At 72.6% G+C, this 23,230-nt stretch carries 22 protein-coding genes; 16 read left to right on the top strand and 6 right to left on the bottom strand.

The window, feature by feature from the left end:
* Positions 1-11: 11 nt before the first annotated feature.
* Entirely contained in the window at positions 12-410 is a 399-nt protein-coding gene (locus tag ACWEV0_RS20850) for an SCO4983 family protein (RefSeq protein ID WP_453150833.1), read from the bottom strand.
* Between the two features lie 135 nt (positions 411-545).
* Complete coding sequence (locus tag ACWEV0_RS20845; RefSeq protein WP_453150832.1) at positions 546-1,757, bottom strand: pyridoxal phosphate-dependent aminotransferase; 1,212 nt, start codon at positions 1,755-1,757, stop codon at positions 546-548.
* Positions 1,758-1,902: 145 nt separating this feature from the next.
* Here ACWEV0_RS20845 and ACWEV0_RS20840 point away from each other — a divergent pair, with 145 nt between their 5' ends.
* From ACWEV0_RS20840 to mptB, 3 genes are all read left to right on the top strand, one after another.
* Positions 1,903-2,358 (top strand): hypothetical protein, encoded by a 456-nt coding sequence (locus ACWEV0_RS20840; protein ID WP_453150831.1) that lies wholly within the window; start codon positions 1,903-1,905, stop codon positions 2,356-2,358.
* Between the two features lie 383 nt (positions 2,359-2,741).
* Positions 2,742-4,811, top strand: coding sequence for a bifunctional polysaccharide deacetylase/glycosyltransferase family 2 protein (locus ACWEV0_RS20835; protein WP_453150856.1), 2,070 nt, complete (start codon positions 2,742-2,744; stop codon positions 4,809-4,811).
* Positions 4,812-4,862: 51 nt separating this feature from the next.
* Complete coding sequence (mptB, locus tag ACWEV0_RS20830; protein WP_453150830.1) at positions 4,863-6,242, top strand: polyprenol phosphomannose-dependent alpha 1,6 mannosyltransferase MptB; 1,380 nt, start codon at positions 4,863-4,865, stop codon at positions 6,240-6,242.
* On the opposite strand, the gene ACWEV0_RS20825 is transcribed toward mptB, so the two are convergent.
* Positions 6,196-7,827: an N-acyl-D-amino-acid deacylase family protein gene (locus ACWEV0_RS20825; protein ID WP_453150829.1), complete on the bottom strand. Its 1,632-nt coding sequence runs from the start codon at positions 7,825-7,827 to the stop codon at positions 6,196-6,198. The genes mptB and ACWEV0_RS20825 overlap by 47 nt on opposite strands.
* A 14-nt stretch (positions 7,828-7,841) precedes the next feature.
* On the bottom strand, positions 7,842-9,107 hold the full coding sequence (locus ACWEV0_RS20820; protein ID WP_453150828.1) for an alanine racemase: 1,266 nt from the start codon (positions 9,105-9,107) through the stop codon (positions 7,842-7,844).
* A gap of 169 nt (positions 9,108-9,276) precedes the next feature.
* On the opposite strand from ACWEV0_RS20820, the gene ACWEV0_RS20815 reads away from it, so the two are divergent.
* From ACWEV0_RS20815 to ACWEV0_RS20800, 4 genes are read left to right on the top strand one after another with little or no spacing between them, the layout of a single operon-like run.
* Positions 9,277-10,362 (top strand): sugar kinase, encoded by a 1,086-nt coding sequence (locus ACWEV0_RS20815; protein WP_453150855.1) that lies wholly within the window; start codon positions 9,277-9,279, stop codon positions 10,360-10,362.
* Positions 10,359-11,126, top strand: a complete 768-nt coding sequence (locus ACWEV0_RS20810) for an IclR family transcriptional regulator (protein WP_453150827.1) — start codon at positions 10,359-10,361, stop codon at positions 11,124-11,126. The genes ACWEV0_RS20815 and ACWEV0_RS20810 overlap by 4 nt, the downstream gene beginning before the upstream one ends.
* Complete coding sequence (locus ACWEV0_RS20805; protein ID WP_453150826.1) at positions 11,123-11,533, top strand: RidA family protein; 411 nt, start codon at positions 11,123-11,125, stop codon at positions 11,531-11,533. The genes ACWEV0_RS20810 and ACWEV0_RS20805 overlap by 4 nt, the downstream gene beginning before the upstream one ends.
* Before the next feature lie 60 nt (positions 11,534-11,593).
* Complete coding sequence (locus tag ACWEV0_RS20800) at positions 11,594-12,079, top strand: hypothetical protein (RefSeq protein WP_453150825.1); 486 nt, start codon at positions 11,594-11,596, stop codon at positions 12,077-12,079.
* Here the strand turns inward: ACWEV0_RS20800 and ACWEV0_RS20795 are convergent.
* On the bottom strand, positions 12,076-13,407 hold the full coding sequence (locus ACWEV0_RS20795; RefSeq protein WP_453150823.1) for a M14 family metallopeptidase: 1,332 nt from the start codon (positions 13,405-13,407) through the stop codon (positions 12,076-12,078). The genes ACWEV0_RS20800 and ACWEV0_RS20795 overlap by 4 nt on opposite strands.
* A 219-nt stretch (positions 13,408-13,626) precedes the next feature.
* Positions 13,627-15,309, bottom strand: a complete 1,683-nt coding sequence (locus ACWEV0_RS20790) for a chitinase (RefSeq protein ID WP_453150821.1) — start codon at positions 15,307-15,309, stop codon at positions 13,627-13,629.
* Between the two features lie 292 nt (positions 15,310-15,601).
* Between ACWEV0_RS20790 and ACWEV0_RS20785 the strand changes: the two genes are divergently transcribed.
* The 9 genes from ACWEV0_RS20785 (at position 15,602) to ACWEV0_RS20745 (ending at position 23,224) form a co-directional block, all read left to right on the top strand.
* Positions 15,602-16,480: a hypothetical protein gene (locus ACWEV0_RS20785; protein WP_453150820.1), complete on the top strand. Its 879-nt coding sequence runs from the start codon at positions 15,602-15,604 to the stop codon at positions 16,478-16,480.
* Between the two features lie 45 nt (positions 16,481-16,525).
* Entirely contained in the window at positions 16,526-17,236 is a 711-nt protein-coding gene (cpaB, locus tag ACWEV0_RS20780) for a Flp pilus assembly protein CpaB (protein WP_453150819.1), read from the top strand.
* A gap of 122 nt (positions 17,237-17,358) precedes the next feature.
* Complete coding sequence (locus ACWEV0_RS20775) at positions 17,359-18,609, top strand: AAA family ATPase (protein ID WP_453150817.1); 1,251 nt, start codon at positions 17,359-17,361, stop codon at positions 18,607-18,609.
* Between the two features lie 2 nt (positions 18,610-18,611).
* The gene (locus tag ACWEV0_RS20770; RefSeq protein WP_453150816.1) at positions 18,612-18,983 is read left to right on the top strand and encodes a TadE/TadG family type IV pilus assembly protein; all 372 of its coding nucleotides are present in this window, start codon (positions 18,612-18,614) and stop codon (positions 18,981-18,983) included.
* On the top strand, positions 18,980-19,357 hold the full coding sequence (locus ACWEV0_RS20765) for a TadE family protein (RefSeq protein ID WP_453150814.1): 378 nt from the start codon (positions 18,980-18,982) through the stop codon (positions 19,355-19,357). The genes ACWEV0_RS20770 and ACWEV0_RS20765 overlap by 4 nt, the downstream gene beginning before the upstream one ends.
* Positions 19,354-20,700: a CpaF family protein gene (locus ACWEV0_RS20760; protein WP_453150813.1), complete on the top strand. Its 1,347-nt coding sequence runs from the start codon at positions 19,354-19,356 to the stop codon at positions 20,698-20,700. The genes ACWEV0_RS20765 and ACWEV0_RS20760 overlap by 4 nt, the downstream gene beginning before the upstream one ends.
* A 12-nt stretch (positions 20,701-20,712) precedes the next feature.
* Positions 20,713-21,672, top strand: coding sequence for a type II secretion system F family protein (locus tag ACWEV0_RS20755; protein ID WP_453150812.1), 960 nt, complete (start codon positions 20,713-20,715; stop codon positions 21,670-21,672).
* 87 nt (positions 21,673-21,759) lie between these two features.
* Positions 21,760-22,647, top strand: coding sequence for a DUF5936 domain-containing protein (locus ACWEV0_RS20750; RefSeq protein ID WP_453150854.1), 888 nt, complete (start codon positions 21,760-21,762; stop codon positions 22,645-22,647).
* A 7-nt stretch (positions 22,648-22,654) separates the two neighbouring features.
* Positions 22,655-23,224, top strand: coding sequence for a response regulator transcription factor (locus ACWEV0_RS20745; protein WP_453150811.1), 570 nt, complete (start codon positions 22,655-22,657; stop codon positions 23,222-23,224).
* Positions 23,225-23,230 lie beyond the last annotated feature (6 nt).

The raw sequence follows: 23,230 nt of genomic DNA, 5'->3' as shown, positions 1-23,230 counted from the left end.
ACCGGGGCCGATCAGGGGGCGGCGACCAGCGGGTCGCCGGACAGTGCCGCCGTGTGCGCGTCCATGCGCTCGGCGGCGAGGATCGCGGCGGCCGTGTCCGCCCGGGAGGCGGCGACGACCAGCGCCCGGCCCGCAAGCGCGTGCGCCTTGCGGTGCAGCGCCTCGGCGGGCGCGCCGCTCAGCCCCGCGTGCCGCGCCGGGGGCGCGCCGCGCAGCCTGGCGACCTGCCGGGCGATGAGTTCGCCGGCCTCGGTGTCGCCGAGCTCGTCGGTGACGGCGAGCAGGGCGGCGAGGTGGCCGGCGAGCTGGATGTCCAGCTCCTCGCCGCGTGAGCGGTGCGGGTAGGAGCTGCGGTTCTGGTCGTCGTCGGCCATCCGGTGGACCGACTTCGTGCGGATCGGTTCGTACATGGGATGGCCTCCTGCAGTAGCTCTGGAGGCATCCTAGCTTGGATTCAATCTAAAGTTGAGCCGAGTCCGGAAAGGGTGGGTCAAGAAACGGGGCCGGAGGCGGGAAGCGGGGCCGGAAACCGGAAACGGGGCGCGTCAGTGCTGGCTGTAGCCGTCCAGGAAGCGGCCGATCCTCGTCACGGCCTCCGCGAGGTCCGTGGCGTTCGGCAGGGTCACGATGCGGAAGTGGTCCGGCTCGTGCCAGTTGAAGCCCGTCCCGTGCACCACCATGATCTTCTCGGCCCGCAGCAGGTCCAGGACCATCTGCCGGTCGTCCTTGATCTTGTAGACGGCCGGGTCGAGCCGCGGGAACAGGTACAGCGCGCCCTTCGGCTTCACGCACGTCACGCCCGGGATCTGCGTCAGCAGCTCGTACGCCACGTCCCGCTGCTCCAGGAGCCGCCCGCCCGGCAGCACCAGGTCCTCGATCGACTGGCGCCCCTGCAGGGCCGCGGCCACCGCGTGCTGGGCCGGCATGTTGGCGCACAGGCGCATGTTGGCCAGGATCGTCAGGCCCTCGATGTACGAGGAGGCGTGCGCCTTCGGGCCGCAGACCGCGAGCCAGCCGGAGCGGAAGCCGGCCACCCGGTAGTTCTTGCTCATCCCGTTGAAGGTGAGGACGAGGAGGTCCGGGGCGATGGCGGCGGTCGGGGTGTGGGTGGTGCCGTCGTAGAGGATCTTGTCGTAGATCTCGTCCGAGCAGACCACCAGATTGTGCCGGCGGGCGATCTCGGTCAGGCTCCGCAGCATCTCGTCGTCGTAGACGGCGCCGGTCGGGTTGTTCGGGTTGATGATCACGATCGCCTTGGTGCGGTCGGTGATCTTGCGCTCGATGTCGGCCAGGTCCGGCATCCAGTCCGCCTGCTCGTCGCAGCGGTAGTGCACGGCCGTACCGCCCGCGAGCGACACCGAGGCCGTCCACAGCGGATAGTCCGGGGCCGGGACGAGCACCTCGTCGCCGTCGTCGAGCAGCGCCTGCATCGACATCTGGATCAGCTCGGAGACGCCGTTGCCGAGGTAGATGTCCTCGACCGAGAGCGGGATGCCCTTGGTCTCGTAGTGGCTCATGATCGCGCGCCGCGCGGACAGCAGGCCCTTCGCGTCCCCGTAACCGTGCGCCTCGCCGAGGTTGCGCAGCATGTCCTCGAGGATGGCCGGCGGACACTCGAAGCCGAAGGCGGCCGGGTTTCCGGTGTTGAGCTTGAGGATGCGATGACCCGCGGCCTCAAGCCGCATCGCCTCTTCGAGCACCGGGCCCCGGATTTCGTAACAGACGTTGGCGAGCTTCGTGGACTGGATCACCTGCATGACGAGAGCTTACGGCGGGGCGCGGCGGGGCGCTCCGTGTTTTGGGACACGTCGGACATCGAGCCGGGCCGGGAGGTGGGTGCTCGTTTGTCCTTAATGCGACGCGGCTCGCACACCGATGTCGTGCTCCCTACAATCCCTGCCCATGAGCCACCAGGACAACAGCGTCTTCCTCGACACCTCGGGCCGACGGCGGCGTGCCGTGCGCTGGGCGGTGGCGGTCGTCGGAGCCGGCTGCCTGGGCTTCCTCGGAGTCGTCGTCGCCGGGATCTTCGGCGCTGGGCCGACCGGCGGACCCCTGCACTGGCAGGACGACGACCGGCCCGCCCTCCCGAAACTGATCGAGTCGCAACCGGGCGGCGGCGACTCCGGCGAATCCGGTGACTCCGGCGGGGACGGCACGGCGAAGGGCGCACCCGACGGATCGCCGAGCGCCACCGCAACGCCGAGCGCCACGCAGACCGCCGCCCCGGCGAAGACCGCCGCCCCCGCGCCGACCTCGGTACGCACCACCAAGGCGCCCGCACCCGCCCCGACCGCCACGTACGACGGTCCGGGCAAGGCGGGCAGCGCTCCCGGCGCGACGAAGCGGCCGAAGTGACGGGCGCTCCGTACGGGGATCGGAACCCGTACTCGGACCAGAACCCGTACCCCGCCGAGGACCCCTACCGGAACCCCTACCCGCACCCGACGGGCCAGGCCCCGGCCCCGCAGGGCCTTCCGGGCCAGTCGTACGAGGGGCACGGGCCGTACGAGCCGCAGCCCGCGTACCAGCCGTACGAGCAGGCGCACGAGCCGTACGAGCAGCCGTACCAGCCATACGAGCAGCCATACGAGCAGCCGTACGAGCAGTCGTACGAGCAGCCCCCGCTGTCCACGCCGTACCCGAACGACGGACACCCCGCCGCCCCCCGCCCGTACGAGGACCCCGCACCTCGCCGCGCCCCCGACGACGAGGCCGCCGGCCGGCGCCGTCCCCAGCCCGTGGCGCGCGCGGGCAGCCACGCCCGCCGCCGCGACCCGCGGTCGCACTGGCTGGTGCTCTGCCTCACTCTTGTTGTTGCCGCGACCGCGCTCGTCTTCGCCGGATACGGCCGCCACGAGATCGCCGCCACCGGCGGCGCCCCCGAGGCCGACTGCGTGCCCGCGCCCACCGACATCCGCACCGGTGAGCCGGTCCTGCGGGTCGACGGCGACGGCGTCGTGCGCAGCGCCGCGCCCCCCGACGGAACCGTCGCGCTCACCTACGACGGCGGCCCGAGCCCCGACTGGACCCCGCGCCTCCTCGACGTGCTGGCCGCCCACCACGCCAAGGCCACCTTCTTCCTCACCGGCTCGGAGGCCGCCGCGCACCCGGAGCTCGTGCGGCGGATCGTCGCCGAGGGGCACGAGATCGGCTCGCACACCTACACGGACGCGGAACTCGGCCAGGTCTCCGCGGCCCGGGCCGACCTGGAGCTCTCCTTCACCCAGAACGCGCTCGCCGGAGCCGCCGGCCTCGGCACCCGGCTGCTGCGCCTGCCCCACACCGGCAACCTCGACACGCTCTGCGACGACCAGTGGGAGGCGGGCCGCCGGGCGGCCGCCGACGGCTACGTCCTGGTGGCCGCCGACGGTGACTCGGTCCGGCAGTACACCGGTTCGCCGCAGGCCGTCACCGAGACCGAGAAGCTGCTCGGCCCCGCCGGCCGCGTCGGCAGCACGACGTACACGACCGTGGGCGCGGGGCTCGGCCTCGGCGCCGGCACGTACCCCGTCTCCACCTTCACCGAGTGGAAGGGCGCCGGCTTCGTCGCCGCCCAGCGCGTCTCGCGCTGGTTCTCCGACGCGATGACCTGGCTGCTCGGGGCGGCCGGCCTCATCACCGCCGTACGGCTCGCCCTCCTCCTCGGCGTGGCCCGCGTCCACGTGCGCCGCACCCGCACCAAGCGCCGCCGGGGCGCCCCGCGCATGCCGCCCGTCACCGAGCCGGTGTCGGTGATCGTGCCCGCGTACAACGAGGAGGCCGGAATCGAGGCGACGATCCGGTCCCTGCTCGCCTCCACCCACGAGTACGTCCAGGTCGTGGTCGTCGACGACGGCTCCACCGACCGCACCTTCGAGATCGCCGAGTCCATCGACGACCCGCGCGTCATGGTGGTGCGCCAGCCCAACGCGGGCAAGGCCGCCGCCCTGAACACCGGACTCGCCTGGGCGCACTTCGACATCATCGTGATGATCGACGGCGACACCGTCTTCGAGCCGGACGCCGTGCAGCGGCTGATCCAGCCCCTCGCCGACCCGCGCGTCGGCGCGGTCAGCGGCAACACCAAGGTCGGCAACCGGCAGGGCGTCCTCGGCCGCTGGCAGCACCTCGAGTACGTCATCGGCTTCAACCTCGACCGGCGCATGTACGACGTCCTGGAGTGCATGCCCACCGTGCCCGGCGCCATCGGCGCCTTCCGCAGGGAAGCCCTGGCCGGGGTCGGCGGGGTCAGCGAGGACACCCTCGCCGAGGACACCGACCTCACGATGGCCCTGTGCCGGGACGGCTGGCGCGTGGTGTACGAGGAGTCCGCCATCGCGTGGACCGAGGCGCCGTCCACCGTCCGCCAGCTGTGGAAGCAGCGCTACCGCTGGTGCTACGGCACCCTCCAGGCCATGTGGAAGCACCGCCGGGCCGTGGTGGAGCGCGGCCAGTCCGGCAAGCTGGGCCGCCGCGGCCTGCTCTACCTGCTGCTCTTCCAGACCGTGCTGCCGCTGCTCGCGCCGCTCGTCGACGTCTTCGCCCTGTACGGCCTGTTCTTCCAGGACGCCGGGCAGGCGGTCGGCGTCTGGCTCGCCTTCACGGCCGTACAGGTCGCCACCGCCGTCTACGCCCTGCGCCTGGACCGGGAGCGGTTCGAGCCGATCTGGACGCTGCCGCTGCAGATCTTCGTCTACCGCCAGCTCATGTACCTGGTCGTCGTCCAGTCCGTGGTGACGGCCCTGCTCGGCAACCGGCTCCGCTGGCACCGCATGCAGCGCACGGGCACGGCCACGGAGACCCTGGACCGGGCGACGGCGGCCGGGTAGGCGTCCGGCCGCCGGCGCGCACCGGCAGGCAGGCAGGTAGGTTTGCCCCCCATGTGGGTTCTCAGCACCGCCGGCTGCCGGTGGCTCGGCGCGGCCGGTTCGCTCGCCGTCACCGTCGGCGGCTGGGCCGCCGGGACGCTCCCGGTCCGGGGCGGATGGGGCCTGTGGCAGCCGCGCGGGTCGGGCGTCGAGACGGCCGGTGCGGTCCTCGCGTACCTCGGACTGACGCTGCTGCTCCTCGCGTGGTGGCAGTACGGGCGGCAACTGCTCGCCGGAGCCGACGGCCGCCCGCTGCTCACCCTCGGCTGGTGGGCCGGGCCGCTGGTGCTCGCCCCGCCGCTCTACAGCGCCGACGTCTACAGCTACATCGCCCAGGGCGCCATGGTCGTCGAAGGCCACGACGTCTACGGCTCCGGGCCCTCCGTCCTCGCCCCCGGCGAACTCGGCCACGACGCCGCCGCCAGCGTCGGCGGCCACTGGACCGACACCCCGGCGCCGTACGGCCCCGTCTTCCTCGTCCTCGCCCAGGCCGTTGTCAAGCTCACCGGCGGCCAGATCCTGCCCGCCGTCATCGGCTTCCGGCTCCTCGCCCTGGCCGCCCTCGCCCTGATCGTGTGGGCGGTACGGGGCCTGGGCGGCGGCCCCGGTGCGCTGTGGCTCGCCGCGCTGAACCCGCTTCTCCTCATCCACGTCGTGGGCGGTCTGCACAACGACGGCCTGATGATCGCCCTCGTGCTGTGCGGGATGCTGCTCGCCGTGCGCGGGCGGTGGGTGACCGGCAGCGCGGTCCTCGGCCTCGCGATGATGGTCAAGTCACCGGCGGCGGTCGCGCTGCTGTTCGTCGGCGTGCTCGTCGCGCGGCGCCGGGGCGTGCCGGCGGGGCTCGTGCTGCCCGGGGCCGTGGCGGGCGCGGTCGCCGCCTGCGCCACGGTGCTGGCCGGCACCGGCTTCGGCTGGCTCCGCACCCAGAGCGTCGCCGCCACCATCCACACGGCGCTCTCCGCCACCAGCGACCTGGGCCTGGGCCTCGGACTGCTCCTCGGCGGCGACCCGGAGCCGGTGAAGGGCGCGGTGCAGAAGCTGGGCCTGCTCGTGGCCGTCGCGATCATCGGCGTACTGGCCTGGCGGGCCTGGAAGGGCCGCCTCGACGTGGTCCTCGGACTCGGCGTCTCGCTGCTCGTGCTGGTCGCGCTCTCGCCGATGGTCCAGCCCTGGTACGTGCTGTGGGGGACGTGCGCGGTGGCGGCGGTGGCGTGGGACACCCGGCTCGGCCGGTTCCTGGCGGTGCTCTGCGCGGCGCTGACCTACGAGACGGCTCCGTCGGGACACACACCGGCGTACGGGTTCGCGCTGGCGGGCGTGGCGCTGGTGGCGGGGCTCGTGCTCACCCGGGCGCGGGCATCCGTCCCGCCGGAGCGGGTGTCCGCCTGATCGCCCGGCCCGCCAGTGCGTCCGTCCTCCGCCCGTCCTCGATCACGAACCGGCCGTCGACCAGGACGTGCGGGATCCCGACCGGCAGCCCCGTCGGCCTCTCGTACGTCGCTCCCGACGCGACCGTCGCGGGGTCGAAGAGGACGAGGTCGGCGACGTAGCCCTCCTTCACCAGGCCGCGGTCGGGGAGGCGGAGGCGGGCGGCGGGGCGCGACGTGAGGTGGGCGACGCACTCTTCGAGCGACAGGACGCGCTCCTCGCGGACGTAACGGCCGAGGTACTCGGGAAAGGTGCCGTACGCGCGGGGGTGCGGCCTGGCGCCGTGGAGGATGCCGTCGGAGCCGGCCGTGTGGACCCGGTGGCGCATGATCGCGCGGACGTTCGCCTCGTGGCCGACGTGCTGGAGGACCGTCGTGCCGAGGCGGTCGGCGAGCAGCAGGCGGCGGGCCGTCGCCCAGCCGTCCACCCGACGGCCGACGAAACCGGCCAGGGAAGGGTCGGTGACGCCCGAGACCTCGATCGTGTCCCACTCCACCGGCACGCCGTGGCAGCCGTCCGACCCGGCCACCTCCAGACCGTGCCGGATCCGCTCCGCCGTCGCCTCGTCCCGCAGCCGCGCGAGCAGCGCCTCCGGCCCGCCCTCGTGCGCCCAGCTCGGCAGCACGGCCGCCAGCGTCGTACAGCCGGGGGTGTACGGGTACGAGTCGAGGCTGATGTCCGCGCCGCCCGCCAGTGCCTCGTCGAGCAGGGCGAGCAGCTCGGGCGCCCGCCCCTCGTTCACGCCGAAGTTCATCGTGGCGTGGGCGAGGTGCAGGGCGCAGCCCGCGTCCGCCGTGAGCCGCACCATCTCCTCGTACGCCTTCAGCGCGCCCGCCCCGTACGAGCGGTGGTGCGGGCAGTAGTAGCCGCCGTACCGCGCCACGACCCGGCACAGCTCGGTGAGCTCGGCGTCCGGCGCGTACATGCCGGGCGTGTAGGTGAGGCCGGAGGACATGCCGACCGCGCCCTGCTCCAGGCCCTGGGCGACGAGCTGCCGCATGCGATCCAGCTCGGCGCCGGTCGCGGGCCGGTCCTCCCAGCCCACCGCGTACATCCGCACCGTGCCCTGCGGGACGAGGTACGCGGCGTTCACGGCGATGCCCCGGCCTCCGTGCGCCCGGTCCAGCCTGTCCAGGTACCCGCCGACCGTCCGCCAGTCGAAGTCGATGCCCGTGTCGTCCGGACCGCCGCCGTTCCAGCCGGCGATCGTCCGGCGGACCTCGTCGAGCGTGCGGTCGTCCACCGGCGCGTACGACAGGCCGTCCTGACCGAGGACCTCCAGCGTCACGCCCTGCGCGGCCTTCGCGCTGTGGTCCGGGTCGCGGAGCAGTGCGAGGTCGCTGTGGGAGTGCATGTCGACGAAACCGGGGGACAGGGCGAGCCCCTCGGCGTCGATGACGCGCCGGCCGGTGGGGCGCTGGCAGCCGGCGGCCGCGCCCTCCTTGACGATCGCGGCGATCCGCCCGCCGGCGATCGCGACGTCGGCGCGGTAGGAGTCCGCACCGCTGCCGTCGACGACCTCGGCGTCCTGGAAGACGAGATCCACCGGGACCCCCGGGCCTAGAAGAACGTACGGATGTAGTCGACGACCGTGCCGTCCGCCTCCACCAGCGGGATCAGCTGCCACTTGTCGAAGGACGTGCACGGGTGGGACAGTCCCATCCCCACCCAGTCGCCGACCTCCACGTCCGCGCCCGGCTCCGTGTGCAGCCACGCGTGCTGGTCGGAGAGCGCGGTGACCGTGACACCCTCGGCCGGCCGGATCTCACCGGTGCGCCCGTCGCGCACCACCTGCGCCTCGGGCAGGTGCAGGTCGTGGGCGGCGTCGCGCTTGCCCGCGTTGGTGAACGCCTGCTCGGCGTTGGGCCGGGACAGGACCTGGGACCAGAGCCGGAACGCCGGCTGGAGCGCGCCCTCCTCGGGCACCCGGTTGAACGGCGTCCGCTCCCGGTACTGGCCGTCGTCGTGGGAGACGTACGCCCCCGAGCGCAGCAGCTTCAGGACCGGACGGGAGAGCTCGGGAATCTCGGCGAAGACGTCGGCGACCGTGTCGAACCACTCGCTGCCGCCCGCGCTCACCACGATCTCCGGCAGGTCGGGCGCGAACCGGCCCGCCTTGTCGAACGCGACCGCGAGCCCGACCAGCCGGTTCAGCCACTCCCGTACGAGCGTGGCGTCGGCCTTCGGCATCGTCGCCTCGTACCCCGCCACGCCCACCAGACGGAGCCGGTCCGTCGCCGCGACCGCGTCGGCCACGGCCTCGCACTCGGCGTCCGTCCGCACGCCCGTGCGCCCGGCCTCGGCGGCGCCCAGCTCGACCACGACGTCGACGGCGCGCCGCGCGCCGGCCGCGCGCAGGGCCTCGTCCATCAGCTCGACGCCGCGGACGGAGTCGACGTAACAGACGAGGTGGAAGCCGGGGTCGGCGTCGAGCTCGGCGGCGAGCCAGCGCAGCGCGACCGGGTCGACGACCTCGTTGGCGAGGAAGATCCGGGCGACGCCGTGCGCGCGGTAGACGCGGACCTGGTGCGGGACGGCGGCGGTGATGCCCCAGGCGCCGTGCTCGATCTGGCGGTCGAAGAGCTGCGGGGCCATGGAGGTCTTGCCGTGCGGTGCGAAGGCGAGGCCGTGGCGCTCGGCGTACGTCTCCAGGAGGCGGAGGTTGTGCTCGACGGACTCGGCGGAGAGGGCGAGGACCGGGGTGGTGAAGCCACCGGTGAAGAGGTTGCGGCGCTGGGCGGCCAGCTCGCCGACGGTCAGGCCCTCGGCGTCGGGCGGCAGGGCCTTGAAACGGTGGTCGACGACCTCGTTCGCCAGGTCGGGCATGGGGGCTCCTCTTCGCGCCTGAGCGTTGCACTGTGTGCAACGCTCGTTGCGTATGTCGCTTGTGGCTGTCTAGCATCCGGGCCGAGGCCGGGTCAACGACAGGAGTTCTCCGGTGACCGGAACCCCGTCGCACGGCGATGCGCCCGACGTCGTCTGCCTCGGCGAGTCCATGGTCACCTTCCTGCCCACCCGGCCCGGCCGCCTCGCCGACGTACCCGCCTTCGACCGCGCCGTCGGCGGCGCCGAGTCCAACGTCGCCTGCGCGCTCGCCGCCGCCGGGCACCGGGTGCGGTGGGTGGGACGGGTCGGCCGGGACGGCTTCGGCGACCATCTGGTCGAGGCGATCCGTTCGTACGGCGTCGACGTCTCCGCCGTCGTCCGCGACCCCGCCCGGCCGACCGGCGTCTACTTCCGCACGGCCACGGACCGGTCCGCCGCCGGGCACGAGGTCGCCTACTACCGGGCGGGCTCGGCCGCGTCGGCGATGTCGCCGTCGAACGTCCCGTACGAGTCGGTCGCCGCGGGCCGCGTCCTCCACCTCTCCGGCATCACCGCCGCGCTCTCCGAAGGCTGCCTCTCCCTGATGCGCCGGCTGACCGCTCCCCGGCCCGGCCGGCCGCTCGTCTCCTTCGACGTCAACTTCCGGCCCGCGCTGTGGGCTGCCGGCCGGGCTTCCGAGGTCCTGCTCGACCTCGCGCGCGGCGCGGACGTCGTGTTCGTCGGCGCGGACGAGGCGCGGGAGGTGTGGGGGACCGGTGACCCGGCCGAGATCCGGGCGGCACTGCCGGAGCCGGCGGTGCTGGTGGTGAAGCGGGGCGCGGAGGGCGCCACGGTGTTCGAGCGCTGCGCGGCTTCCTTCCCCACCCCGCCCCTTCCGGAACCGGGGGCGGAGCCCCCGCGCAGCGGCCCCGCCCACGCGCCCGCCCCGGGCGCGGTCGCCCACGTCGCCGCCCCCGGCGCGGTCATCCACGTCCCCGCTCCCCGCGTCGACGTCGTCTCCGCCACCGGAGCCGGCGACGCCTTCGCCGCCGGGTTCCTCTCCGCGACCCTGCGCGGGCTCGACGCCACCGCCCGCCTCCGCCACGGTCACCTCATGGCCGCGGCCGCCCTCACCGCCCCCGGCGACCTCGCCGGACCCCGCCGGCCCCGCCGCGCCCACGCCGACCGGCTCGCCGCGCTAGACGACGCGGCCTGGGGGACACTGCACCTCGGCCCCGGCTGGACGGGGGACGACCAGGAGGAACGTACGCGATGAGCCAGACCGTCGACCGCGCGCTCAGCATCCTGCCGCTGCTCGCGCAGGGGCCCGCCGACCTCGGGCAGGTCGCCGAACGGCTCGGCGTGCACAAGTCCACCGCGCTGCGCCTGCTCCGTACCCTCCACGAACACGGCCTGGTCCACCGCCGGCAGGACCAGCGCTACCGGCTCGGCGCCCGCCTCTTCGCGCTCGCGCAGGAGGCCGTCGAGAACCTCGACGTCCGCGAGATCGCCCACCCCCATCTCGCCGCGCTCAACGAGCGGACCGGCCACACCGTCCACCTCGCCGTCCGCGAGGAGGGCGAGGTGCTCTACATCGACAAGGTCGAGAGCCGCTACCCGGTCCGCATGTACTCCCGGATCGGCAAGCCCGTCGCGATCACCGTCGCCGCCGTCGCCAAGCTGCTCCTCGCCGACCTGCCCGAGGCCGAGCGCCGCGCGCTCGCCGCCAGGCTCGACTACCCCCTGTACACGTCCCGTTCGACGCCGAACGCCGCCGCCTTCCTCAAGGAGCTGGCGACCGTACGCGATCAGGGCTGGGCCACCGACCTCGGCGGCCACGAGGAGTCCATCAACTGCGTCGCCGCGCCGGTCCGCGGTGCCGACGGCCGGGTCGTCGCCGCGATGTCGGTGTCGGCGCCCAACGTGGTCGTCACGGCCGAGGAACTCCTCGCCCTGCTGCCGCTGGTGCGGCGCACGGCCGAGGACATCAGCGACGACTACTCCGGTACCGGTACCCCTCACCCCAAGGACAGCGCATGACCGAGAAGACCGCCCTCACGCCCGCCACCCACACCACCCCGCCCGCGAAGTTCTCCCACGGCGTGCGGAAGGGCAACATCCTCCAGGTCGCCGGCCAGGTCGGCTTCCTGCCCGCCGTCGAGGGCCGGGCCCCGACCCCGGCCGGCCCGACCCTGCGCGAGCAGACGCTCCAGACCTTCGCCAACATCAAGGCGATCCTGGAGGAGGGCGGCGCCGGCTGGGACGACGTCATGATGATGCGCGTCTACCTGACCGACGTGGACCACTTCGCCGAGATGAACGAGATCTACAACGCCTACTTCGAGGAGCAGGGTCTCAAGGCGCCCGCCGCGGCGCGCACGACCGTGTACGTCGGCCTGCCGAAGGGGCTGCTCATCGAGATCGACGCGATGGCCGTACTCGGCTGACACGCTCACAGGAACGTCGGTCATACTTTCGCCGTGGAGCAGCAGCGCACAGGACCCAGCATGCAGGCGGTGCAAGGCGCCGCGACGGACCCGGCGTTCGTGCCGGGCATCACCGGCGTCACGGGCCTCCAGCCCGCGATGCCGGAGGAACCGGCGGACGCCGAGCCCCGGGACGCGGTCCCGGCTGATGCCGTGCCGGACCCCGTCGAGGAGGCCGCCGCCCCGGACGGGCCGGTCTTCGAGGCCGCCGACCGGCGCGCCCGGATCGTCGCCGACGCCACCGGCGTGCGGCTCAGCCTCGACGAGGAGAGCTGCGAGTTCCGCTGGGACGAGATCGGCGCGGTCGAGACGGCGACCGGCCGCTTCGGCAAGCGGTTCACGGTGGTCGTGCACACGCCCAACCGGCGCTGGTACACGGCCGACGTCGACGCGACGTCCAAGGACCGCGTCAAGGAGTGGGAGTCACTCCTCGACGCGGTCCTGGACGCGTACTTCGACGAGAACGCCGAGAGTGCCGAGAGCGCTGAGAACTCCGAGCGCGTCTAGCAGTACTGCGCGGCCTTGCCGATGGACCGGTACATGCAGTCCGCGTTCTCAAGGAGTTGCAGCACCGCGTCCTTGTTGCGGCTCGTCTCCCGCTCGATCACCTCGTCGGGCGGGTAGAAGCCGCCGTCCCAGGACGAGGTCGGGTACATCTCGAAGGTGTAGGCGAAGATCTTCTGGGTGCCCCAGAGGTAGTCGTCGATCGAGCCGTCGGTGATGTAGAGGTCGCTGGACTGCTCGGGCGTGTAGCCGTTGCTGGCGGCCATCTTGTTTCCGATCGCGGCGAAGGCGTCGCGGTCGTCCTGGGTCATGCCGGTGGCGGTGTCGGCGGTGGTCCAGCCGAAGGGCCAGAGGACGAGTTCGCTGTAGGTGTGGAAGTCGATGGCGGCCGTGATCTGCTGCTTGCCGCCGACGACACGCGAGCGGACGAAGTCGGCGACGACCTTCACCTCGGGCGCGGACTCGGGCGCGGAGCCGCGGTAGGTCTCCGAGCTCCTGGAGCCGGAGGAGCCGCCGCAGCAGCCCCACTTGAAGTCCCAGTTGCGGTTGAGGTCCGTGCCGACGTACGAGGATCCGGAGTTGGGCTGGCGGTTCTTGCGCCAGCTGCGGTAGGAGCCGGAGGCGATGTCGTACTCGCCGCCGTCCGGGTTGAGGTCCGGCACGATCCAGATCTCGCGGCTGTTGACGAGGCTGGTGATGCGCGGGTCGGTGCCGTAGCCGGCGCCGAGTTCGCGCAGCAGGTAGAGCGCCATCTCGACGGTGAGGTGCTCGCGGGCGTGCTGGTGGTGGGTGAAGAGGACCTCGGGCTCGTTCTCGTCGGTGCCGACGTTGTCGCTGATCTTGATGGCGATGATGTCGCGGCCCTGGTACGACTTGCCGATGACCCGCTTGTTCATGATGGACGGGTACGCGGCGAGCCGCTGGTCGATCTCGGCGTTCATCTCCGCGTAGTTGTGGTACTTCGCGTCCGCGGAGGGGAAGTCGAGCGGGCCGAGCGCCGACTTGGCGCTCTCGCCGCGGTCGGGCGGCGCGGGCAGGGCGGTCGCCTTGTAGCCGAGGCTCCTGAGGTGGGCGAGCTGCTGGGCGTTGGCGCTGACGACGACCGAGCGGGCGTCGACCTGGTCGATGGAGACGCCGGTGGCGGTCAGGTCGGAGCGCTCGGTGACGGTGGCGGGTCCGGCGATCTCGTACTGCCGGATCACCTCCTCGCCGCCGTTGGCGCCGACGGCGGGGCGGGCGTGGCTGGTGGCGGCGGTCGTGACGGGTACCGCGAGCGCGAGTGCCATGAGGGCCGCGAGGACGGCCGGCTTCCCGCGGGTACGAAGTCGCATGCTGTCTCCTGGGTGGGGAGTGTGGGGGAGTGCGACGAGCAGACGGACCTGCGTGACGGTTCGTGCGGTGCTGACATGGTCGAGGCGTGGCATGAACCGGTCAAGACAGGAAGTTCGGCCACATTGTCGCGTCCCCGGCCCCGGAAACGGCGCAGCGCCGCCGGGGGAGCGGCGGCGCTGCGTACGGATTCCCCCGAAGGGGCGCGTCGGGTCCACCGGCTACGGGAGACCGTGCACGGCCGGGCCCACCGCGTTCGACCAGGCGTTGCCGGCCGTCGCGTCCCAGTTGGTCGACCAGGTCATCGCGCCCCGGATGTTCGGGTACGTCTGCGACGGCTTGAACGTGCCGCAGCCCGTGCCCCTCGCCAGGCAGTCGAGGGCGTTCTTCACGATCTGCGGGTCGACGTAGCCGCTGCCCGCGCCGCGCGTCGAGGCGGGCACGCCGAGGCCGACCTGGGAGGCGTCGAGGCCGCCCTGGAGCTGGATGCAGGCGAGCGCGGTGAGGAAGTCCACCGAGCCCTGGCTGTAGACCTTGCCGTCGCAGCCGAGCATCGAACCGCTGTTGTAGTACTGCATGTTGACCACCGTGAGGATGTCCTTCACGGCGAGCGCCGTCTTGAAGTACTCGGTCCCGGTGGACTGCATGTCGATGGTCTGCGGCGCCATCGTCAGGACCAGCGACGAGCCGGCCTTGGCGGACAGCAGGCGCAGCGCCTTCGTCAGGTACGTGGAGTTGAGGCCGTTCTCCAGGTCGATGTCGACGCCGTTGAAGCCGTACTCCTGCATCAGCGCGTACGCGCTGTCGGCGAAGGCGGTCGCGGAGGCGTCGCTGTTGACGGCGACGTTGCCCTTCTCGCCGCCGACCGAGAGGATCACCGACTTGCCGGCCGCCTTCTTGGCCGCGATGTCGGCCTTGAAGTCGGCGGTGGAGGCGTAGCCGACGGCCGGGTCGAGGTTGAAGGCGAGCTGGCCGGGCGTGCTGGTGGCGTCCGCGAAGGAGACGGCGATGATGTCGTACTGCGACTGCACGTCCCGCAGCTTCTGCACGGTGGCGCCGTTGTCGAAGTTCTGCCAGTAGCCGGTCAGCGCGTGCTTGGGCACGGCCGGGCCGGGCCCCGGGTTGGTCACGTCGGAGGTCCTCGCCGTGACGGCCGCCGACTTGGCGGACTCGCCGGCGGCGTTGGTCGCCGAGACCTGGAACTGGTACGAGGTGCTCGCGGCCAGACCGGTGACGGTGGCCGAGGTGCCGCTCACCGTGGCCGCGAGGGCGCCGTCCCGGTAGACCTTGTAGCCGGTGGCGTTCGAGACCGCGCTCCAGCCGAGGGAGACGGAGGAGGAGGTCACGGCGCCCGCGGCGAGGCCGGCCGGGGCGGCGGGGACCGTGGGAGCCGGGTCGGTGCCACCGCCCCCGTCGGGGCCGAAGACGCTCACGTCGTCGACGGAGTAGGCGGCGGTGCCGTACCAGCCGTGCGTGTAGATCTGCACGGACGTGGTGCTCGCGCCGGTGGTGAAGGTGGTCGTCAGCTGCTTCCAGCCCGCGCTGTCCGGCGTCCAGGTGGAGACGTCGGTGGTGCCGGTGCCGCTCGCGCCGAGGTACGCGTAACCGCCCTGCACCCAGGCGCTCAGCGTGTACGTGGAGCCCGGCTTCACGGCGACGGTCTGGGTGCACCGGGCGTTGTCCATGCCGGCCGGGGTGGCCCGCAGGGCGCCCGCGCCGCTGTGCACCGGCGAGGAGACGACGGTGCCGCTGCCGGCCGAACAGGACCAGTCGGCGAGGCCGTTCTCGAAGCCGGCGTTCCTGGCGTTGTTGACGTCCGCGGCCTGGGCGGTGCCGGCGCCGCCGGCGAGGACGAGCCCGGCGCTGACGGCGAGCGTCAGGGCGGCTCTGGTGGTGCGGTCCACGTGCTTCCTCCGGAGGGGGAGTGGGGGGAGGGGAGGGGGAAGGGAGGTGCGGGGAAGGGCGGGGAGGTGCGCGGAACAAGTTGGTCCAGACCAATTGGGTTGTCAAGACCTCAGGCAGGAAGCGCAGTTCAGCCGCCCGTACGCCGATGACCGAACCGACCAAGAAAGTGACGGAGCTTGAAGGATTGTGTGTTCACCACTCCAGTGGCCTGGATAAAGTGCAGAGGCGGTAACGCTGCGGACGCAGCTAGTGATCAACGAGTGGTCAGTGAGGGATCGGGGGGAGCCCGACGTGCCGACAGCGATTGCGGTCACCAGCGCCGACCTGGTGCTGCCGCCGACCGATCCGCAGACGCCCCCCGCCGCCGTCCTGCCCGGCCCCGACACCCGGCCGCTCGACGCCGCCCTCGCCGACGTACGCCAACTGCTCGACGTGCACGGCCATCTGATCGTCGTCTGCCCCACCGCCGCGCCGCCCGCGACCGCCGGACGTCTGCACGCCGTGCGGTCGCTGCTCGAATCCGACCGGATCGCGATCGTGCGGACCGACCTGCCGCCGCTCGGCGCCGCCGTCCTCGTGCGCCAGCTCCGCCAGCTCTCCGCCTGCGACTTCAGCCCCGGAGTCCTCGCCTCCGCCGCCCGGCTGCTCACGCACTACGTGTACGCGGGCGCCGTCCTCGGCTCGGTCGCCAAGCTCGACCACGTGCCCGTCGGACTCGGCTCCCACCTCAAGGGCTGGCTGCCCGGCGCCCACTTCGCCGTCCTCGCGGGGCCCGCGCCCCGGCTCGTACGCATCGGCGCCGGGGCCGCGCCGGCCGGACCGGACGGGCGCGGGGGCCCCGACGGGCTCGCCGGGCCCGACTTCGCCACCGACCTCGTCCTCGCCCGCGGCCAGCTCCAGACCGACTGGCCCACCGCCGCCCTCGCCCCCGGCTGGCAGGTCCGCGCCGTCCAGGAGGCCGCGCTGCCGGAGTCCTCGCCGCGCTGGTGGGGCACGGGACGGCTCGTCGAGTTCACCGCGTACCTGCCGGACCTGCCCGTCCTGCACCAACTCGTCTCCTCCGTGCGGCGCGAGACATGCCACTGGTGCCGGATGGAGCTCATCGGCGACCGCTGCGGCTTCTGCGCCGCGCCCCTGCCCACCACCGCCGAGGTCAACGCCACCCGTTAGCCCCCGTCCGCCGCGCCACCCGTCCACGATCGAGGTACTACGGCCATGAACTCGCGCCAGCGCCGTGGCGTCATCCTGCTGCTGCTCTCCGTCCTGTGCGCGCTCGGCGCCTTCGCCGGCGTGCTCTCGGTGATCAGCGACGTCAACTCCAAGGTCGGGCCCGAGGTGGCCGCGTACCGTGTCAAGGACGACATCGCGCCGTACACCCCGCTCGGCCCGGGGAGCTTCGAGCGGATCTCCATGCCGAAGCGCTGGCTTCCGGCCACCGCCGTCACCGACCTCCGCGAGACCGAGGGCATGATCGCGGTCACCACCCTGAAGGCCGGCTCCCTCCTCCAGACCGACATGATCGTCAAGCGGCCCGCGCTCGAACCCGGCCAGCAGGAGATCGCCATCATGATCGACGCGGCCACGGGCGTCGCCGGCAAGATCACGCCCGGGGCGAGCGTCAACATCTACGCCACCTTCGCCGGCGAACGCGGCGGCCGCCCCGCCCAGTCCAAGCTGATCGTCGCCGGCGCCCACGTCCTCGCCATCGGCAAGCTGACCCCGATCGAGAACCAGGACGACCGCGGCGGCCGCGCTACCGAGGCCGTCCCGATCACCTTCGCGCTCTCCACCGCCGACACCCAGCGCGTCGCCTACGCCGAGTCCTTCGCCCAGCACGTCCGCCTCGCCCTCGTCGCCCCCGGCCCCGGCGGCAGCACCCCGCCGGACCCGCGCGACCGCACGTACACGCTCGACAAGGACAAGTGACCGGAACACGTGGGCAAGGACAGGTGGCCGGAACACGCGGCAGGGACAAGTGGCCGGAACGCGCGGCAAGGACAAGTGAGAGCAGCCAGTGAGGACCAGTAAGGACAAGTGAGGCACCCGGTATGACCACCAGGATCCTGCCGGCCGTCGGCGACCCGGACGCGGCCCGCGCCGTCACCACCCTCATCGGCCAGCTCCCCGACGCCGAACCCGCCGGCCCCGTCACCGACTCCACCCAGCTCGTCGACACCCTCGCCCGGCTCGCCGCCGGGTCCGTCGACGAACTCCCGGAGGTCGTCCTCGTCCACGAGCGCATCGGCCCCGTCCCCGCGCTCGAACTCATCCGCGAGGTCGCCCTCCGCTTCCCCGCCGTCGGCGTCGTCCTCATCACCGCCGACGCCAGCCCCGTCCTCTTCTCCGCCGCCATGGACTCCGGCGCCCGCGGCCTCGTCACCCTCCCGCTCGGCTACGAGGAACTCGCCAGCCGCGTCCAGGCCGCCGCCCAGTGGTCCGCCGGCGTCCGCCGCCACCTCGGCGCCGCCGCCGACACCCCCACCGGCCCCGGCGGCACCGTCGTCACCGTCAGCGGCGCCAAGGGCGGCGTCGGCACCACCGTCACCGCCGTCCACCTCGCCCTCGCCGCCCGAGCCTCCGGCCGCGCCGTGGCCCTCGTCGACATGGACCTCCAGGGCGGCGACATCGCCTCGTACCTCGACGTCCAGTTCCGCCGCTCGCTCGCCGACCTCGCGGCGATCAGCGACATCTCGCCACGGGTGCTCCAGGACGCCGTGTACGTCCACGAGACCGGCCTCTCCCTGCTCCTCGCCCCCGGCGAAGGCGAACGCGGCGAAGAGGTCACCGACCGCTCAGCACGCCAGATCGTCAGCGCCCTGCGCAGCCGCTACGAGGTCGTCGTCATCGACTGCGGCACCCACCTGGACGCGGCGGGCGCGGCGGCCGTCGAGATGGCCGACGCGGCGCTCCTGGTCACCACGCCGGACGTGGTCGCCGTACGGGCCGCCAAGCGGGCCGTACGGATGTGGGACCGCCTCCAGGTCCGCAAGCCGGAGGAGACCACGGTCCTCGTCAACCGCCACACCCGCGGCACCGAGATCCAGCCCGCCCTCATCCAGAAGATCACGGGCACCCGGATCGCGGGCACCGCCGTCCCGGCCCAGTTCAAGGAACTGGCGGCGGTCGTGGACGCCGGCCGGCTGCACGACCTCGACGCGCGCTCGACGATCAAGCAGGCGCTGTGGGCGCTGGCGGGCGAGCTGGGGCTGGTGCGGGCGGGGGAGCCGCAGGGCAGGGAGCTGGTACGGGCTCCGGAGCGCGGCGCACTGGGGCTGCGACGGCGCGGAACCGGACGCTGACCATGAGGCCGATCAGACGGGACGACAGGGGACAGGTGGCGGTCGAGTTCGTCGGCATGCTGCCGCTGATCCTGCTCACGCTCGTACTGCTGTGGCAGTGCGTCCTGATCGGCTACACGTACACGCTCGCGGGGAACGCGGCGGACGAGGCGGCGCGGGCGGGCGCGGTCGGCGACGACTGCGGGGCGGCGGCGCTGCGGCACCTGGACGGGGCGTGGCGGGCGGGCGCGAGCGTCGACTGCGGGTCGCCGGCGGGCGGAATGGTCCACGTGACGGTGGGACTGAAGGTGCCCGTGCTGTTCCCGGGCGCGGGCAGCTTCCCGTTCCGGGTGGACGGCGAGGCGGCGGCGGTGTGGGAGGGAGAGGACCGGTGAAGAGCTTCCGGAAGCCGCGACGTGACCGGGGCCAGGTGGCCGTCGAGTACCTGGGCTTCCTGCCGATCCTGCTGCTGATCGGGCTGGCCGGCGTCCAGCTCGGCATCGTGGCGTACGCGGCCCAGCAGGCGGGCACGGGGGCGCGGGCGGCGGCGCGGGCGGCGAGCGTCGACGACCCCGACTCCGTACCGGACCCGGAGGCGGCGGGGCGGGCGGCGATGAGCGACTGGATCGCGGGCCACAGCTCCTTCGACCGGTCCGGACCCGGCAGTTGGAGCGTGACGGTCGAGGTCCCCTCCCTCGTCCCCTTCCTCGACATCCCCGACCTGACCAAGACGGCCACCATGCCCGTGCCCGAGGAGGACCGCCGATGAGCCTGCGGGCCCGTATCCACACCCCCGAGGAGAACCGGGCGGGCAGCGCCGGACGCGAGGACGGTCACCTCGTCGCGTCGTTCCGCGCCAAGCTCCTGGAGGAGATCGACCTCACCGAGATGTCCGCGCTCGCCGCCGCCGAGCGCCGGGCCCGCCTGGAGCGCGTCCTCGGGCACATCATCAGCCGCGAGGGCCCGGTGCTCTCCACGGCCGAGCGGGCCCAGCTGATCCGCCGGGTCGTGGACGAGGCGCTCGGCCTCGGCGTCCTCGAACCACTGCTCGAAGACGCGTCGATCACCGAGATCATGGTGAACGGCCCCGACCAGATCTACGTCGAACGGGCGGGGCGGGTGGAGTTGCTGCCGCTGCGGTTCGCGTCGCACGAGCAGCTGATGCAGACGATCGAGCGGATCGTGTCGACCGTCAACCGCCGCGTGGACGAGTCGAATCCGATGGTCGACGCCCGGCTGCCCTCCGGCGAACGCGTCAACGTCATCATCCCGCCGCTCTCGCTCACCGGCGCCACGCTCACCATCCGCCGCTTCCCGCGCTCGTACACCCTGCACGAGATGATCGGGCTCGGTTCGATGGACGAGCAGATGCTGTTCCTGCTGTCCGGGCTCGTGCAGGCGAAGTTCAACATCATCGTCTCCGGCGCCACCGGCACCGGAAAGACGACGCTCCTCAACGCCCTGTCCGGGCTCATCCCGGACGGCGAGCGGATCATCACCATCGAGGACTCCGCCGAACTCCAGCTCCAGCAGTCCCACGTCATCCGCCTGGAGGCGCGGCCGCCCAACATCGAGGGCCGCGGCCAGGTCTCCATCCGCGACCTCGTGCGCAACTCGCTGCGCATGCGCCCCGATCGCATCGTCGTCGGCGAGGTGCGCGGCGGCGAGACGCTCGACATGCTCCAGGCGATGTCCACCGGCCACGACGGCTCGCTCGCCACCGTCCACGCCAACTCCGCCGAGGACGCCCTCATGCGGCTCCAGACCCTCGCCTCCATGTCCGAGGTCAAGGTGCCGTTCGAGGCGCTCCGCGACCAGATCAACAGCGCCGTCGACGTCCTCGTACAGCTCACCCGACACCCCGACGGCACGCGCCGGGTCACCGAGATCGCGATCCTCGCCTCCAGCGGCCGCGAGCGCTATCTCCTCGCCACCGTCTGCCGCTTCAACGCCCAGCCGCTCGCCGCCGACGGGCGGGTGTACGGCGAGTTCTCCCACCACCCGCTGCCGCGCCGGGTCGCCGAGCGGCTCTACATGGCTGGCCAGCCCATTCCGCAGGCGTTCGGCGTGGCGGCGACGGACGAGCAGCTCGCCACGCGGGAAGCGAAGTAGGGGAGAACTGTCGTGCACCTGAACCCGACGTGGCTGACTGCCGGAGTGGCGCTGATCTGCTGCGTCCTCGCGGTGGCCGGCATCCAGCTGTACGCGAGCGGGGCCGCCCAGCGCTCCGCGCTGATCGCCCGGCTCAGCCAGACCGCCGGCGAGGGCGACGACGGCACGGGGGCGGGCGGCCGGCGCAGGCGCCCGTTCCGCGGCGTCGACCGGCGGGTCCGGCGGACGGCCCTGGGCCGCAAGCTCGAACTCCGTATCTCCGCCACCGGACTGGAGATCACACCGGGCGAGTTCGTGGTCTACATGGCGGTCACCATCGCCGTCCTGTGGATCGCCGGGCAGGCGCTGCTCTCCCCGTTCTTCGGCCCGATCTGCGGCTTCCTCGGCGTCTGGATCGCCTGGGGCTTCCTCAACTGGCAGCGCCAGAAGCGCATCGAGAAGTTCATCAACCAGCTCCCCGAACTCTCCCGCATCCTCGCCAACGCCACTCAGGCCGGCCTCGCCCTGCGCATGGCGCTCTCGCTCGCCGCCGACGAGATGGAGGCCCCGGCCGGCGACGAACTGGCCAAGGTCTCCCAGCAGCTGGCCGTGGGCACGTCGATCGACGACGCCCTCGGCGAGCTGGCCGAGCGCCTCCCGTCCCGCGAACTCGTCGTCCTCGTCACCACCCTGGTCCTCGCCAACCGGGCCGGCGGCACCGTCGTCTCCTCCCTGCGCAACCTCACCGAGACGCTGGAGGAACGGAAGGAGACCCGGCGCGAGGTCCGTACGCAGCTGTCGCAGGTGAGCCTGACGGCGTACGCGGTCCCGGTCATCGGCGTCGGCTCGCTGCTGCTCATCGACAACATGCAGCCGGGCGCGCTGGACCGGATGACCGGGTCGGGTCTCGGCCAGCTCGCGGTGGTGCTGGCCTTCGGGCTCTACGCGGTGGGCTTCGTGATCATCCGCCGGCTGGCGAAGATCGACGTGTGAGGGGCGACCGTGTGGGGGCGGACTGTGAGGGCCGGACGATGAGGGGCGAACCATGAGGGGCGAACCGTGAGGGGCGTGACGACGACCGTGGAATTCCTGTGGGCCCTGCTTGCGGGCGTGTCCGTGGCGGGCATCTGCTACGGCATCCGCCTCTACCGCGCCGACGCCAAACTCCCCTCCGACCTCCAGCTCGCCCTGGAGGTCGGCGCCACCCGCACCGGCGCCGTCTACTCCGCCGTCGACCGCCTCGGCATGCGCTGGTCACCCGCCGTGCTCCGGCTCATGGGCCCCAAGCGCGTCAACTCGGTCCGCCGCCGCATCGACCTCGCCGGCAACCCCGGCGGCCTGACGATCGACCGGTACGGGGCGCGGCGCGCCGTCTACGGCTTCCTGGGCGGCCTGGGCGGACTCCTCATGCTCGGCCGGGGTTCGTACCTGGTGGCGGTGCTGCTCTTCGCGTTCGGCGCGTTCTGGACCGAGGTCGGCATCTGGTCCGCCGTCCGCATCCGCAAGGACCAGATCGAACGCACCCTGCCGGACTTCCTCGACGTCCTCGCCGTCGTCGTCTCCGCCGGCCTCGGCTTCCGCCAGGCGCTGGAGCGGGTGGCGGACAAGTACGAGGGCCCCTGGGCCGACGAACTGCGCATCACCCTGCGCCAGATGGACATGGGCGTCAGCCGCCGCGAAGCCTTCGACGAGCTGCGCCGCCGCAACGACTCCGAACAGGTCGCCCAGTTCGTCACCGCGCTGCAGCAGGGCGAGGAACTGGGTGCCCCGATCGTCGACACCCTCATCCAGATCGCCAACGACATGCGCCGCACGGACGCCCAGAACGCGAGGCGCAAGGCCGCGAAGGCGGTGCCCAAGGCCACGATGGTGATCACGACACTGATGGTCCCGGCGACGATGATCCTGCTGGGCGCGGGGCTCTTCCTGGGCACGGGCACCGACTTCGGCTCGATCACGGGCGAATGAGGTGCGGATGCTGAAGGTCCTGGTGGTGAGCGCCAACCCGGTGGTACGAGCGGGCCTGACCGTCCTGCTCGGCGCCTGCCCGGACATCGAGCTGGTGGCCGAACCGACCGCGTCGGACCTGGTCGTCGTCGACGAAGACCAGGACGCGGTCGCGGAACTGTCGGCGCTCGCCCCGGTGTTGTTGCTGACCCACGAGCCGGCGGGCGCGGGCGCGGGGGTCGACAGGGGCGCGGGCGCAGGGGCGGCTGCGGCTCAGTTGGTCCACGGCCGGTTCGACGTGGCGGAACTCTTCCGCGTTGTGCGTGCGACTGCACATGCTGGCGCGAGACCAACTCTCGCGAATATACTGCGCTTCAGAAATCCGGCTTCGCGAGTGCAACGATTCGGTCTGAGTGCGAGGGAGGTGGAGGTCATGGACCTGATCGCGTCCGGTCTGACCAACCAGCAGATCGCCACCACCTGCTCCATCAGTGAGAAGACCGTCAAGAACCACATCAACCGCATCTTCGCCAAACTCCACAGCACCACCCGCGGCGAAGCCATCGCCTCCTGGCTCGGCACGAGGACGGCGTCGTGATGCCCA

The organism is Streptomyces sp. NPDC003943 (assembly GCF_053605265.1).
The sequence above is the reverse complement of the archived record's forward strand: the minus strand, read 5'-3'. Positions and strand labels throughout refer to the sequence as shown.